Origin of the sequence: Enterobacter sp. SA187, from assembly GCF_001888805.2 — a bacterium.
Classification (GTDB): domain Bacteria; phylum Pseudomonadota; class Gammaproteobacteria; order Enterobacterales; family Enterobacteriaceae; genus Enterobacter_D.
The window spans coordinates 2,300,605-2,314,637 of the sequence record NZ_CP019113.1 but is presented as its reverse complement, the minus strand read 5'-3'; the positions used below and the strand labels follow the sequence as shown (position 1 = coordinate 2,314,637).

At 57.2% G+C, this 14,033-nt stretch carries 12 protein-coding genes and 1 tRNA gene; 11 read left to right on the top strand and 2 right to left on the bottom strand.

The window, feature by feature from the left end:
- The first annotated feature begins 321 nt into the window (after window positions 1–321).
- From fdnG to fdnI, 3 genes are read left to right on the top strand one after another with little or no spacing between them, the layout of a single operon-like run.
- Window positions 322–3,369, top strand: coding sequence for a formate dehydrogenase-N subunit alpha (gene fdnG, locus BMF08_RS10960; protein WP_099458782.1), 3,048 nt, complete (start codon window positions 322–324; stop codon window positions 3,367–3,369).
- An 11-nt stretch (window positions 3,370–3,380) separates the two neighbouring features.
- Entirely contained in the window at window positions 3,381–4,265 is an 885-nt protein-coding gene (gene fdxH / locus BMF08_RS10955) for a formate dehydrogenase subunit beta (RefSeq protein WP_072567623.1), read from the top strand.
- A complete protein-coding gene (gene fdnI, locus BMF08_RS10950; RefSeq protein ID WP_072569406.1) occupies window positions 4,261–4,914 on the top strand; it encodes a formate dehydrogenase-N subunit gamma in 654 nt (217 codons plus the stop codon). Before fdxH ends, fdnI begins: the two co-directional genes overlap by 5 nt.
- 134 nt (window positions 4,915–5,048) lie before the next feature.
- On the opposite strand, the gene BMF08_RS10945 is transcribed toward fdnI, so the two are convergent.
- Window positions 5,049–5,125, bottom strand: a tRNA-Arg gene (locus tag BMF08_RS10945).
- Window positions 5,126–5,350: 225 nt separating this feature from the next.
- Here BMF08_RS10945 and folD point away from each other — a divergent pair.
- The 4 genes from folD to malI all read left to right on the top strand — a co-directional run bounded on the left by folD (window position 5,351) and on the right by malI (window position 9,266).
- Entirely contained in the window at window positions 5,351–6,217 is an 867-nt protein-coding gene (gene folD, locus BMF08_RS10940; RefSeq protein WP_072567622.1) for a bifunctional methylenetetrahydrofolate dehydrogenase/methenyltetrahydrofolate cyclohydrolase FolD, read from the top strand.
- Between the two features lies 1 nt (window position 6,218).
- Window positions 6,219–6,431 (top strand): ribosome-associated protein YbcJ, encoded by a 213-nt coding sequence (gene ybcJ, locus BMF08_RS10935; protein ID WP_072567621.1) that lies wholly within the window; start codon window positions 6,219–6,221, stop codon window positions 6,429–6,431.
- 229 nt (window positions 6,432–6,660) lie between these two features.
- Complete coding sequence (locus tag BMF08_RS10930) at window positions 6,661–8,160, top strand: PTS transporter subunit EIIC (protein WP_072567620.1); 1,500 nt, start codon at window positions 6,661–6,663, stop codon at window positions 8,158–8,160.
- An 89-nt stretch (window positions 8,161–8,249) separates the two neighbouring features.
- A complete protein-coding gene (malI, locus tag BMF08_RS10925) occupies window positions 8,250–9,266 on the top strand; it encodes a Mal regulon transcriptional regulator MalI (RefSeq protein ID WP_072567619.1) in 1,017 nt (338 codons plus the stop codon).
- 181 nt (window positions 9,267–9,447) lie between these two features.
- Here malI and cysS read toward each other — a convergent pair whose 3' ends face one another.
- A complete protein-coding gene (cysS, locus tag BMF08_RS10920) occupies window positions 9,448–10,833 on the bottom strand; it encodes a cysteine--tRNA ligase (protein WP_072567618.1) in 1,386 nt (461 codons plus the stop codon).
- 174 nt (window positions 10,834–11,007) lie between these two features.
- Between cysS and ppiB the strand changes: the two genes are divergently transcribed.
- From ppiB to purK, 4 genes are all read left to right on the top strand, one after another.
- Window positions 11,008–11,502 (top strand): peptidylprolyl isomerase B, encoded by a 495-nt coding sequence (gene ppiB / locus BMF08_RS10915; protein ID WP_072567617.1) that lies wholly within the window; start codon window positions 11,008–11,010, stop codon window positions 11,500–11,502.
- A 3-nt stretch (window positions 11,503–11,505) separates the two neighbouring features.
- Window positions 11,506–12,228 (top strand): UDP-2,3-diacylglucosamine diphosphatase, encoded by a 723-nt coding sequence (lpxH, locus tag BMF08_RS10910; protein ID WP_072567616.1) that lies wholly within the window; start codon window positions 11,506–11,508, stop codon window positions 12,226–12,228.
- Between the two features lie 119 nt (window positions 12,229–12,347).
- Entirely contained in the window at window positions 12,348–12,857 is a 510-nt protein-coding gene (gene purE, locus BMF08_RS10900) for a 5-(carboxyamino)imidazole ribonucleotide mutase (protein WP_072567615.1), read from the top strand.
- The gene (purK, locus tag BMF08_RS10895; protein WP_072567614.1) at window positions 12,854–13,921 is read left to right on the top strand and encodes a 5-(carboxyamino)imidazole ribonucleotide synthase; all 1,068 of its coding nucleotides are present in this window, start codon (window positions 12,854–12,856) and stop codon (window positions 13,919–13,921) included. Before purE ends, purK begins: the two co-directional genes overlap by 4 nt.
- The last annotated feature ends 112 nt before the right edge of the window (window positions 13,922–14,033 follow it).

The window sequence follows — 14,033 nt, the reverse complement described above, 5'->3', positions numbered from 1 at the left end:
TTTTCCAGACGCGTTCCACTTTTGATAAAAACGCTTTATTTGTCAGGCGCCGCACTTGAATCCTGCGGTTACGCCTGATAGGCAGTGCCGACCTTTATGGCATCCGGGCAGGGACGTTCATTTGTATCACGTCCCCGCCATCGTAAGGTCCGGACATACACGCCTCAAAGGGATTATCGCCCTGCCTGCCCTACCTACCCCATAAGAGGTGAGTCGCCCGTCAATCCATAGTGAATTGATTTCACGCAATATCCCTGCTCGCTGTCCTGTTATTTTCGCCGCCGAAAACACGTCATAACAAGTCAAAACATTGGGGATATGATGGACGTCAGTCGCAGAAAATTCTTTAAAATCTGCGCCGGCGGAATGGCAGGAACCACGGCGGCGATGCTGGGCTTTGCCCCCACCGTTGCACTTGCGGAAACGCGCAATTACAAACTGCTGCGCGCGAAAGAAACCCGCAATACCTGCACTTACTGTTCCGTAGGCTGTGGATTATTGATGTACAGCATGGGTGACGGCGCGAAAAATGCCAAATCCAGTATTTTCCATATCGAAGGGGATCCGGATCATCCGGTCAGCCGCGGGGCGCTGTGCCCAAAAGGCGCGGGACTGCTGGATTATATCCACAGCGACAGCCGCCTGCGCTACCCGGAATACCGCGCGCCTGGCTCTGATAAATGGCAGCGCATCAGCTGGGACGAGGCCTTTACCCGCATCGCCCGCCTGATGAAAGATGACCGCGACGCTAACTTCATTGAGAAGAACGAACAGAACGTCACGGTTAACCGCTGGCTCTCCACCGGCATGCTGTGTGCCTCGGCAGCCAGTAACGAAACCGGGATGCTGACGCAAAAATTTGCCCGCTCGCTGGGCATGCTGGCAGTCGATAACCAGGCGCGCGTCTGACACGGACCAACGGTAGCAAGTCTTGCTCCAACATTTGGTCGCGGTGCGATGACCAACCACTGGGTTGATATCAAAAACGCCAACGTGGTGATGGTGATGGGCGGTAACGCCGCTGAAGCCCACCCGGTCGGTTTCCGCTGGGCGATGGAAGCCAAAAACAATAACGATGCCACGCTGATCGTGGTCGATCCGCGCTTTACCCGCACCGCTTCGGTGGCGGATATCTATGCGCCGATCCGCTCCGGTACCGACATTACCTTCCTGTCGGGCGTCATCCTGTATCTGATTTCCCATAACAAAATCAACGCCGAATACGTTAAACACTACACCAACGCCAGCCTGCTGGTGCGGGATGATTTCAGCTTCGAAGACGGCCTGTTCAGCGGCTACGACGAGGCGAAACGCCAGTACGACAAAACCAGCTGGAACTATCAGTTCGATGAAAACGGTTATGCGAAGCGCGACGATACCCTCCAGCATCCCCGCTGCGTGTGGAACCTGCTGAAAGAGCACGTTTCTCGCTATACGCCGGAGGTGGTGGAACATATCTGCGGCACGCCGAAGGCTGATTTCCTGAAAGTGTGCGAAGTGCTGGCCTCCACCAGCGCGGCGGATCGCACCACGACATTCCTGTATGCGCTTGGCTGGACGCAGCACACCGTCGGCGCGCAGAACATTCGTACCATGGCGATGATCCAGCTGCTGCTCGGCAATATGGGCATGGCAGGCGGCGGCGTGAACGCGCTGCGCGGCCACTCCAATATTCAGGGGCTGACGGATCTGGGGCTGCTCTCCACCAGCCTGCCGGGGTATCTGACCCTGCCGTCGGAAAAACACACCACGCTGGAAAGTTATCTGGCGGCCAATACGCCGAAAGCCACGCTGCCGGGCCAGGTGAACTACTGGGGCAACTATCCGAAATTTTTCGTCAGCCTGATGAAAGCCTTCTATGGCGACGCTGCGACCCGGGAAAATAACTGGGGCTTCGACTGGCTGCCGAAGTGGGATCAGTCTTACGACGTGCTGAAGTATTTCGACATGATGGATCGTCAGCAGGTCACCGGCTATATCTGCCAGGGCTTCAACCCGGTCGCTTCCTTCCCGGATAAAAACAAAGTAGTCGCCAGCCTCAGCAAGCTGAAGTATCTGGTGATCATCGACCCGCTGGTCACGGAAACCTCGAACTTCTGGCAGAACCACGGCGAGATGAACGATGTGGATCCGGCCACTATTCAGACCGAAGTGTTCCGTCTGCCGTCCACCTGCTTTGCCGAAGAAGATGGCTCCATTGCCAACTCCGGGCGCTGGTTGCAGTGGCACTGGAAAGGCGCGGACGCTCCTGGCGAAGCGCGAAACGACGGCGAGATCCTTGCAGGCCTGTACCACCGGCTGCGCGAAATGTATCGCGCCGAAGGCGGGAAAGGCGTCGAGCCGCTGCTGAAAATGGGCTGGGACTACGATCAGCCGGATCATCCGGAATCGGCCGAAGTGGCCCGGGAGAACAACGGCTACGCGCTGGAAGATCTCTTTGATGCCAATGGCAATCTGTTGGCGAAAAAAGGTCAGTTGCTGGACTCCTTTGCGTTGCTGCGTGACGACGGCACCACGGCGTCTGCCTGCTGGATCTACGCCGGGAGCTGGACGGCGAAAGGCAACCAGATGGCGAACCGTGACAACAGCGATCCGTCCGGGCTGGGTAACACCCTGGGCTGGGCCTGGGCATGGCCGATGAACCGCCGCATCATTTACAACCGCGCCTCCGCCGATCCGCAGGGGAAACCCTGGGACGCGAAACGCATGTTGATCAAATGGAACGGCACAAAATGGGTCGGCAACGATATTCCTGACTACAACACCGCGCCGCCGGGCAGCGGCGTCGGGCCCTTTATCATGCAGCCGGAAGGTCTGGGCCGCCTGTTCGCCATCGACAAAATGGCAGAGGGGCCGTTCCCGGAACACTACGAGCCGTTCGAAACGCCGCTGGGCACCAACCCGCTGCACCCGAAGGTGGTGTCGAACCCGGCAGCGCGTCTGTACGCCGCGGATGCCCGACGCATCGGCAAACGCGACGCTTTCCCGTATGTCGGCACCACCTACCGCCTGACGGAGCACTTCCACACCTGGACCAAGCATTCGCGGCTGAACGCCATTGTGCAGCCGGAACAGTTTGTGGAAATCAGCGAGCGGCTGGCGAAAGCCAAAGGCATTGCCAATGGCGATCGCGTGAAGGTCAGCAGCAAACGCGGCTTTATTCGCGCCGTCGCGGTGGTAACGCCACGCGTTCGCACGCTCTATGCGGGCGGCCAGGAGGTGGAAACCATCGGTATTCCGCTGCACTGGGGCTTTGAAGGCACGGCGCGTAAGGGTTATCTCGCCAATACCCTGACGCCGTCCGTCGGCGACGCCAACTCGCAAACGCCGGAGTACAAGGCGTTTCTGGTCAACATTGAGAAGGCGTAAGGAGCAATATTATGTCCATGCAATCTCAGGATATTATCCGCCGTTCAGCGACGAACGGCATGACGCCGCCGCCTCGCGCCCGCGACTATAAAGAAGAGGTCGCGAAGCTGATTGACGTCTCCAGCTGTATTGGCTGCAAAGCGTGCCAGGTGGCCTGCTCGGAGTGGAATGACATCCGCGACGACGTGGGCCACTGCGTCGGGGTGTATGACAATCCCGCCGATCTGAGCGCCAAATCCTGGACGCTGATGCGCTTTAGCGAGACGTCGCAGAACGGCAGGCTGGAGTGGCTAATCCGTAAGGACGGCTGTATGCACTGCACCGATCCGGGCTGCCTGAAAGCCTGCCCGTCGGCGGGCGCAATCATTCAGTACGCCAATGGCATCGTCGATTTTCAGTCGGAACACTGCATTGGCTGCGGCTACTGCATCGCCGGTTGCCCGTTCAACATTCCGCGCCTGAATAAAGACGATAACCGCGTCTATAAATGCACGCTGTGCGTTGATCGGGTGAGCGTGGGCCAGGAGCCGGCCTGCGTGAAAACCTGCCCGACGGGGGCCATTCATTTCGGCACCAAAAAAGAGATGCTGGAGGTGGCGGACGAGCGCGTGGCGAAGCTGCAAAAGCGCGGCTATCCGCACGCGGGCGTCTATAACCCGCAGGGCGTGGGCGGCACGCACGTGATGTATGTGCTGCATCATGCCGATCAGCCGGAGCTGTATCACAATCTGCCGAACGATCCGCACATCGACACCCCGATCTCCCTGTGGAAAGGGCTGCTGAAACCGCTGTCGGCGGCAGGTTTTATCGCCACCTTCGCCGGACTGATCTTCCACTATGTGGGCGTCGGGCCGAACGAGGAAGTGGACGAAGACGAGGAGGAACACCATGATTAAGCAGAGCAGGATGATCGTCAGGACGAAATTCATTGACCGCGCCTGCCACTGGACGGTCGTGATTTGCTTTTTCCTGGTGGCACTCTCCGGCATCGCGCTGTTCTTCCCGACGCTGCAATGGCTGACGGAAACCTTCGGTACGCCGCAGATGGGTCGTATTCTGCACCCGTGGTTTGGGGTGCTGATCTTCATCGCGCTGATGTTTATGTTCGTGCGTTTTGTGCATCACAATATTCCCGATAAACACGATATTCCGTGGGTGAAAGGTATTGTCGAGGTGCTGAAAGGCAACGAGCATAAAGTGGCGCGGGTCGGCAAATATAACGCCGGGCAGAAGATGATGTTCTGGACCATTATGAGCATGATTTTTGTGCTGCTGGTAACCGGCGTTATTATCTGGCGTCCGTGGTTTGCCGATTATTTCCCGATCAAAGTGGTGCGTTATAGCCTGCTTATTCATGCCACCACGGCGATTATTTTGATCCACGCCATTCTTATTCATATGTATATGGCGTTCTGGGTCAAAGGCTCCATCAAAGGCATGATTGTCGGCAAGGTGAGCCGCCGCTGGGCGCAGAAGCATCACCCGCGCTGGTATCGTGATGTCGAAGCGATGGAAGCGAAAAAAGAGAGCACTGAAGGGCTGTAAACCGGGGGCTGATAAACAAACCGTCAGGGGAAACGCTGGCGGTTTTTTTTACGTCGGTCGACGACGCTAAATGCCAAAACGGATAAAACGTATCAGGGAAGAAATTTAATCGAAGGGCGTGAGCGAAAGCAGAATGGTACGCCCTACAGGGCTCGAACCTGTGACCTACGGCTTAGAAGGCCGTTGCTCTATCCAACTGAGCTAAGGGCGCGTTACGCGGATGTCACACCTTTTATGGTGGAAACGCCTCGGATTATACGGTCAACCTCCATTGAGTCAATGGCTTTGCATCCGGATGCGCGGTAAATGAGCACCCTGAACTGCTTCACGACGCTGCCGCAGGTGAATTTCATAAAGGTTAACTGACAGCGCCTCCCGCTTCTGACAAAATATAGCCATCCCCACTCTTCTATTCACAGACGGAATCTTCTCTCTGATGGCAGCAAAGATTATTGACGGTAAAACGATTGCGCAGCAGGTGCGCTCTGAAGTTGCGGAAAAAGTGCAGGCACGTCTGGCTGCAGGAAAACGCGCACCAGGGCTGGCTGTTGTTCTGGTTGGCAGCAACCCGGCTTCGCAAATCTATGTGGGCAGTAAACGCAAAGCGTGTGAAGAGGTGGGCTTTATCTCCCGCTCTTACGATCTGCCTGAAACCACCACCGAAGCCGAACTGCTGATGCTTATCGACAGGCTGAATGCCGACAGCGCCATCGACGGCATTCTGGTGCAGCTGCCGCTGCCTGCGGGCATCGACAACGTAAAAGTGCTGGAGCGTATCGCGCCGGATAAAGACGTGGACGGTTTCCACCCCTATAATGTGGGTCGTCTGTGCCAGCGCGCGCCGCGTCTGCGCCCCTGTACGCCGCGCGGCATCGTCACGCTGCTGGAGCGCTACAACATCGATACCTACGGCCTGAATGCCGTGGTGATTGGCGCCTCCAATATCGTCGGCCGCCCGATGAGCATGGAACTGCTGCTGGCCGGTTGCACCACCACGGTGACGCACCGTTTCACCAAAAACCTGCGCCAGCATGTGGAAAACGCCGATCTGCTGATCGTCGCGGTGGGCAAACCGGGCTTTATCCCCGGCGAGTGGATCAAAGAAGGCGCGATTGTTATTGATGTCGGGATTAACCGTCTTGAAAGCGGTAAAGTAGTGGGCGATGTGGTGTTTGAAGACGCCGCCGCGCGCGCTGCGTACATCACGCCAGTACCAGGCGGCGTCGGGCCGATGACGGTCGCCACACTCATCCAGAACACGCTACAGGCGTGCGAAGAATATCACGACGTTAAGGAAGCATAAGATGGCAACATTCTCCCTGGGCAAACATCCGCATGTTGAACTCTGCGATCTGCTCAAGCTGGAAGGCTGGAGCGAAAGCGGCGCGCAGGCGAAGATTTTTATCGCCGACGGTCTGGTGACGGTGGACGGCGAGGTGGAAACCCGCAAGCGCTGCAAAATCGTCGCCGGTCAGACCGTGAGCTTTAACGGGCAGAGCATCACCATCACCGCCTGATCCCGCTTTACCCTCTCCGCCGGAGAGGGTAAAAACCGCCCTTCTCCCCGCGCCCGCCATGGTCATTAACCGATCGACTTCAAAAGAATAACAAAATCCTCTGACGTGCCACGTGATTTCAGTTGCGGTAAAACCGCGCTTATCTGACATTAGGTATAACGTTTTAGTAGAACGTTATACTCACAAAAATAAGCGCCCAAAAAAGGCGTCTGCATTCGGGGGATAAGGCATGACTATGCTGTCAGGTTTCATTAAGTCGTTATCAAAATTGTCCATGATTGGCCGCGCGCTGATGCTGCCAATTTCGTTATTACCCGCCGCCGGTCTGTTACTGGCGTTCGGTGATAAATTCCAGCTGCCGCTGATGATGAATGCCGGGGGCGTTATCTTTGATAACCTGCCGATGCTGTTCGCCATTGGTTCCGCGGTGGGTCTGGCGTCGGAATCGGGTATTGCGGCGCTATCGGCGGCGGTGTCGGTGTTTGTCACTAACATCACTATAGGTACGGTGCTGTCGATCACGCCGGAAATGGCCTCGCAGGGCGGTAAGTATGCGATGGTGGTCGGCATTCCGACCTTACAGATGGGCGTGTTTGGCGGGCTTATCTGCGGCATCCTCGCCGCCTGGTGCTACAACCGTTTCCATACGTTGCAGCTGCCGGAATTCCTTGGCTTCTTCTCGGGTAAACGTTTTGTAGCCATCGCCACCGCGTTTCTCTCCTTCCTGCTCGGTCTGTTGCTGCCCTATGTCTGGCAGCACATTCAGTCAGGGATCGATGCGCTGTCGGTGGTGGTGAACGGCGATAATCAGGCGGCCTCAACCTTTATCTTCGGGCTGGTTGAACGTGCACTGATCCCGCTGGGTCTGCACCATATCTGGTATCCCTCTTTCTGGTACTCCTTCGGCGATTACACCACGCAGGCCGGCCAGGTGATCCATGGCGACCAGACCATCTGGTTTAAAATGCTGGAAGAAGGCGTGAAATCCTTCAGCAGCGACACCTACCAGAACGCCGGTAAGTTCATGCAGGGCGAGTTCCCGCTGATGCTGTTCGCGCTGCCTGCGGCCTGTCTGGCGATGTATCACGAAGCCCAGACCAAAAACAAAAAGATTGCCGCCGGTATTCTGTTCTCCGCCGCCCTCACCTGCTTCCTGACGGGGATCACCGAGCCGGTGGAATTCACCTTTATCTTTGTCGCGCCGGTGCTGTACGTGTTTAACGCCATCATGGCGGGTCTGTCGTACATGTGTATGTATCTGCTGCATGCGCATATCGCCAAATCCTTCTCGGCGGGCTTTATCGACTACCTGTCGTTCGGCATCCTGCCGTCTTTCAACGGCTTCCAGACCAACTTCCTGAGCGCGATTATCGTCGGCGTGCCGATGGCGTTGATCTACTACTTCACCTTCCGCTTCGTGATCCGTCGTTTTGATGTCAAAACGCCGGGCCGCACGGAAATCACCGCCAGCGTCAGCGATAAAACCGATGACGAACTCGCCACGGAAATCATCGCCCTGCTCGGTGGTGAGCAGAACATTAGCTCGGTCGGCGCCTGCATCACACGTTTACGTCTGGAAGTGGCGAAGGGCACGCTGGTGGATAAAGACGGGCTGAACAATCTGGGCGCACGGGGCGTGGTGTTCGTCGGCGATCAGGGCGTACAGGTGATTTTTGGGGCGCGCGCACAATTTATCGCACAAACCATGTCCGGTATGATGGGCAGATAACCCGAAGCTGTTAAGGTGATAACGTCTTCTGCCCGCGCAGGAGACGTTGTCATATTTGGCTGATTATCCGGTGATTTCAGGGAGCGCGTTTGAAGAAGGTCAGCATTATTGATGTCGCAAGGCATGCGGGGGTTTCTGTTTCGACCGTTTCGCTGGTGCTGCGTCAGAAAGGGAAAATTTCGGCTGCGACCATTGAGAAAGTGCAGGCGTCCATCACCACGCTCGGCTACGTGCACAACGTGGCGGCAGCCAATCTGCGCTCCAGTACCTCCAATCTTATTGGCCTAATTTTACGGGATTTCAGCGACAGTTTTTCTATCAAAGTGATGGCCAGCATTGTGCAGGAGCTGGAGAAACAGGGTTTTATGGTCTTTCTCGGCCAGCCGCTCAACGATGAGGAACACCTTGAGCGCTGTCTGCTGTCGTTTAAACAGCAGGGCGTGGCGGGGGTGATCTATCTGGCGGCGGATGCCTCGCGGGCGAACGTACCACAGCAGATCCGGGAATGCCCGCTGCCGCTGGTGGTGGTGTCGCAATCCCTGCTGGACGAGCCCTGCGACTTAGTGATGCGCGATAACCGTCAGGCGGCCAATCTTGCCACGCGTTATCTTATCGAGCGCGGTCACCGTAATATCGCCTATATCGGCGGCAGTGAAAATAATCTTATTCGCCAGCAGCGGCTGCTCGGTTTTCGCAGCGCCTTAACCCAGTACGGGCTGGTGACGCGGGAAGAGTTTACCCCGGCCTGCTGCGACGGCACCCATGCCGCCAGCCACGCCACCCGTCAGCTGCTGGAGAAGAACAATAAGATCACTGCCCTGCTGTGCCATTCGCCTGATGCGGTGATTGGCTGTTTGTCCGGCATCAGCCAGGTCGGGCGCACGGTGGGTAAAGATGTGTTTCTGACGCAACAGGTGGCGCTGGTGGGATTTGAAGATATGCTGCATGTGAATCTGACGTCACCGTCCTTCACCTACGTGTCGTCAGCGAGTGAAGAGACCGGACGCCAGGCGGCGGCGCTGATCATACGTAAACTGAAAGAGCCGGATCTGCTTACCCAGCGGATAACCCTGTCCGGCCAGTTAGTGGCGCGGGAGTCCGCGTGATTTGCCGTTGCCGGGTGGCGCTGCGCTTACCCGGCCTACAAGACAGAACCGCAATTGCCGGGTGGCGCTACGCTTACCCGGCCTACAACACAGAGCCGTAATTGCCGGGTGCGCGTTGCTTACCCGGCCTACAAGACAATTTGTAGGCCCGGCAAGCAACGCGGCGCCGGGCGTTACTGACTTACTTACGACGCCAGGTGGTTCCCTGCGGGCCGTCTTCCAGCACGATGCCCATCTCATTGAGACGATCGCGCGCCGCATCGGCGGCGGCCCAGTCTTTTGCCTGGCGCGCATCCAGACGCTGTTTGATTAAGGCTTCGATCTCGGCCACTTCGCCATCATCGGCCTGCGCGCCGCTTTGCAGGAACTGTTCTGCATCCTGCTCCAGCAGGCCCAACACGCCCGCAAGCTTACGCAGCTGCGCGGCCATGCCGTTCGCGGCGTTGATATCTTCCGCTTTCAGGCGGTTAACCTCGCGCGCCATGTCGAACAGCACCGAATAGGCTTCCGGGGTGTTGAAATCGTCGTCCATCGCTTCGATAAAGCGCGCTTCAAAGGCCTCGCCGCCTGCCGGAGCCACGTTTTTATCGGTGCCGCGCAGCGCGGTATACAGACGCTCCAGCGCGGAACGTGCCTGCCTGAGGTTCTCTTCGCTGTAATTAAGCTGGCTGCGGTAGTGACCGGACATCAGGAAGTAGCGAATGGTTTCCGCGTCGTAATACTTCAGCACGTCGCGCACGGTGAAGAAGTTGCCGAGGGATTTCGACATCTTTTCCCGGTCAACCATCACCATGCCGGAGTGCATCCAGTAGTTAACGTATTCGCCGTCGTGGGCGCAGGTGGACTGCGCGATCTCGTTTTCATGATGCGGGAACATCAGATCCGCGCCGCCGCCATGAATATCGAAATGGTTGCCCAGCTGTTTGCAGTTCATCGCCGAGCACTCAATATGCCAGCCCGGACGGCCTTCACCCCACGGCGAACTCCAGCTCGGTTCGCCCGGCTTGGACATTTTCCACAGCACGAAATCCATCGGGTTGCGTTTGATGTCCGCCACTTCGACGCGCGCACCGGCCTGCAACTGATCCAGATCCTGACGCGACAGCTTGCCGTAGTTCGGATCGGTGGGTACCGAGAACATCACGTCGCCGTTGTCAGCCACATAAGCATGACCGCGCTCGATCAGACGTGCGGTGATATCGATGATCTCGTGAATATGGTGAGTGGCGCGCGGCTCGCTGTCCGGACGCAGAATATTCAGCGCGTCGAAATCCGCATGCATTTCGCCGATCATACGATCCACCAGCGCGACGAATTCCTCGCCGTTTTCATTGGCACGCTTAATGATTTTGTCGTCAATATCGGTGATGTTACGCACGTACTTCAGCTGATAGCCCAGGAAACGCAGATAGCGCGCCACCACATCAAAGGCCACAAAGGTACGGCCATGGCCGATGTGACACAGATCGTAAACGGTGATACCACACACGTACATGCCCACTTCACCGGCATGGATAGGTTTGAATTCCTCTTTCTGGCGCGTCAGGGTATTAAAAATTTTAAGCATCGAAGATTCCGTTTAGACGTGTGTGGAGAATATCTTTCTTATCATAACCATATTTCGGCAGCGAAGCAGCACCCTTTGCAAGGTGATCGAACCTCAGGGTTATGCTATAAAAGGCGATTATCTCTGACCCATTGCCGGGTCTACGCGACTTACCAAACAGAACAGGATGCAACAATGGTTACTTTCCACACTAATCACGGCGATATCGTAATCAAAACCTTTGATGATAAAGCACCTGAAACCGTTAAAAACTTCCTCGACTACTGCCGCGAAGGTTTTTACGACAACACCATTTTCCACCGTGTGATCAATGGCTTTATGATCCAGGGCGGCGGTTTTGAACCGGGTATGAAGCAGAAAGAGACCAAAGAGGCGATTAAAAACGAAGCCAACAACGGTCTGAAAAACACCCGTGGCACGCTGGCCATGGCCCGTACTCAGGCGCCGCACTCTGCGACTGCGCAGTTCTTCATTAACGTGGTTGATAACGACTTCCTGAACTTCAGCGGCGAAAGCCTGCAGGGCTGGGGTTACTGCGTATTCGCCGAAGTGGCGGAAGGCATGGACGTGGTTGATAAAATCAAAGCCGTTTCTACTGGCCGCAGCGGTATGCACCAGGACGTTCCGAAAGAAGACGTAATCATTAAAAGCGTGACCGTCAGCGAGTAATCGGTGGCGACACTCTTTATTGCAGATCTCCATCTGCAAACAGAAGAACCGGCGATCACCGCCGGTTTTCTGCGTTTTCTGGCCGGTACAGCCAGGGAAGCGGACGCGTTGTACATTCTGGGCGATCTGTTTGAAGCCTGGATCGGCGACGACGATCCCAATCCCCTGCACCGGCAGATCGCCGCCGCGCTGAAAGCGCTGGCGGAGTCCGGCGTCCCGGTGTATTTCATTCACGGCAACCGCGATTTTCTGCTCGGCCAGCGTTTTGCCCGGGAAAGCGGCATGAGGCTGCTGCCGGAAGAAAAAGTCCTTGAACTGTACGGTAAACGGCTGCTGATCCTGCATGGCGATACCCTGTGTACCGATGACGCGGGCTATCAGGCGTTTCGCGCCAAAGTTCACCAGGCCTGGCTGCAAAAGCTGTTCCTCGCCCTGCCGCTGTTTATCCGCATGCGCATCGCCGCGAAAATGCGCGCCGGCAGCAAATCCGCCAACCGCACCAAATCTCAGGCGATTATGGACGTTAACCCACAGGCGGTGGTGAAGGTGATGGAAAAGCATCAGGTGCAGCATCTGATCCACGGTCATACCCATCGCCCGGATATTCACGCGCTGACCGCCAACGGTAAACCCGCCTGTCGTTATGTACTGGGTGCCTGGCACAGTGAAGGCTCAATGGTGAAAGTAACCGCTGACAAGATTGAACTGATCGCGTTTCCCTTCTGAGAAAACGCCTGTATTTGACCTTTACCGCGTTACGCAACCGTTTTCCTTGCTAATTATCCATGCTATTCTCTGTGGCCTTAAAAGCAGTCTGAAGCACACCCACAGGAGTTTTAAGGCGCATGTCTTCCCGCAATAATCCGGCGCGTATCGCCATCGTGATGGGGTCCAAAAGCGACTGGGCAACCATGCAGTTCGCCACTGAAATCCTCGATCTTCTGCACGTTTCTTACCATGTTGAAGTGGTCTCCGCCCATCGCACCCCCGACAAACTGTTCAGCTTCGCCGAAAGCGCAGAGCAGAACGGTTATCAGGTGATCATTGCCGGCGCAGGGGGGGCTGCACATCTGCCGGGCATGATTGCGGCGAAAACGCTGGTGCCGGTGCTGGGTGTGCCCGTGCAAAGCGCCGCGTTAAGCGGTGTCGACAGTCTTTACTCCATCGTGCAGATGCCGCGCGGTATTCCGGTGGGCACGCTGGCGATTGGTAAAGCCGGTGCCGCCAACGCCGCGCTGCTGGCGGCACAGATCCTCGCTACTCAGGATCGCGAGCTGCATCAGCTCCTGGTCGAGTGGCGACAAAGCCAGACGGATGAAGTGCTGGATAACCCGGATCCGCGGAGCGAAGCATGAAACAGGTCTGTATTTTAGGTAACGGTCAGCTGGGCCGGATGCTGCGCCAGGCCGGTGAGCCGCTGGGGATTGCGGTATGGCCGGTGGGACTGGATGCGGAGCCGGAAGCGGTGCCTTTCGCGCAAAGCGTGATCACCGCTGAAATCGAGCGCTGGCCGGAAACCGCCCTCACCCGCGAGCTGGCCCGTCACCCGGCGTTCGTCAACCGCGACGTGTTCCCGATCATCGCTGACCGTCTGACGCAAAAGCAGCTGTTCGATACCCTCGGCCTCGCCACCGCCCCCTGGCAGTTGCTGGCCAGCCGCGATGAGTGGTCTGGCGTGTTTGACCGCCTGGGCGAGCTGGCGATCGTCAAACGTCGCGTCGGTGGTTACGACGGACGCGGCCAGTGGCGTCTGCGTGCGGACGATACCGATCAGCTGCCGGACGACTGCTACGGTGAATGCATTGTTGAGCAGGGCATTAATTTTTCCGGCGAAGTATCGCTGGTCGGCGCGCGCGGGCATGACGGCAGCACGGTATTTTATCCCCTGACACACAACCTGCATCAGGACGGTATTTTACGCACCAGCGTGGCCTTTCCGCAGGCGAACGCCGCCCAGCAGACGCAGGCGGAAACCATGCTCAGCGCGGTAATGAATGAACTCAATTACGTCGGCGTGATGGCGATGGAGTGCTTTGTCACCCCTGGCGGACTGCTGATCAATGAGCTGGCCCCGCGCGTGCACAATAGCGGGCACTGGACGCAGAACGGCGCGTCCATCAGCCAGTTTGAACTGCATCTGCGCGCCATTACCGGGCTGGCGATGCCGCAACCGGTGATTAACAGCCCGTCGGTGATGATCAACCTGATCGGCAGCGATCTCAATTATGACTGGCTGAAGCTGCCGCTGGTGCATCTGCACTGGTACGACAAAGAGGTGCGCCCGGGCCGTAAGGTCGGACATCTGAATCTCAATGATGCCGACACCGATCGCCTGAGCGCCACCCTCGAAGCCCTGCTCCCGCTACTGCCGCCGGAATACGCCAGCGGTATCGCCTGGGCGCAGTCGAAATTAGCGTAGCGCTATCGCCCGGCGGCGCAGGCTTGTCGGGCCTACAAAGTCCCCCCCGTAGGCCGGGTAAGGCGCAGCCGCCACCCGGCAACACAGCCCCGCAATTTTTTCCCCACCGCAC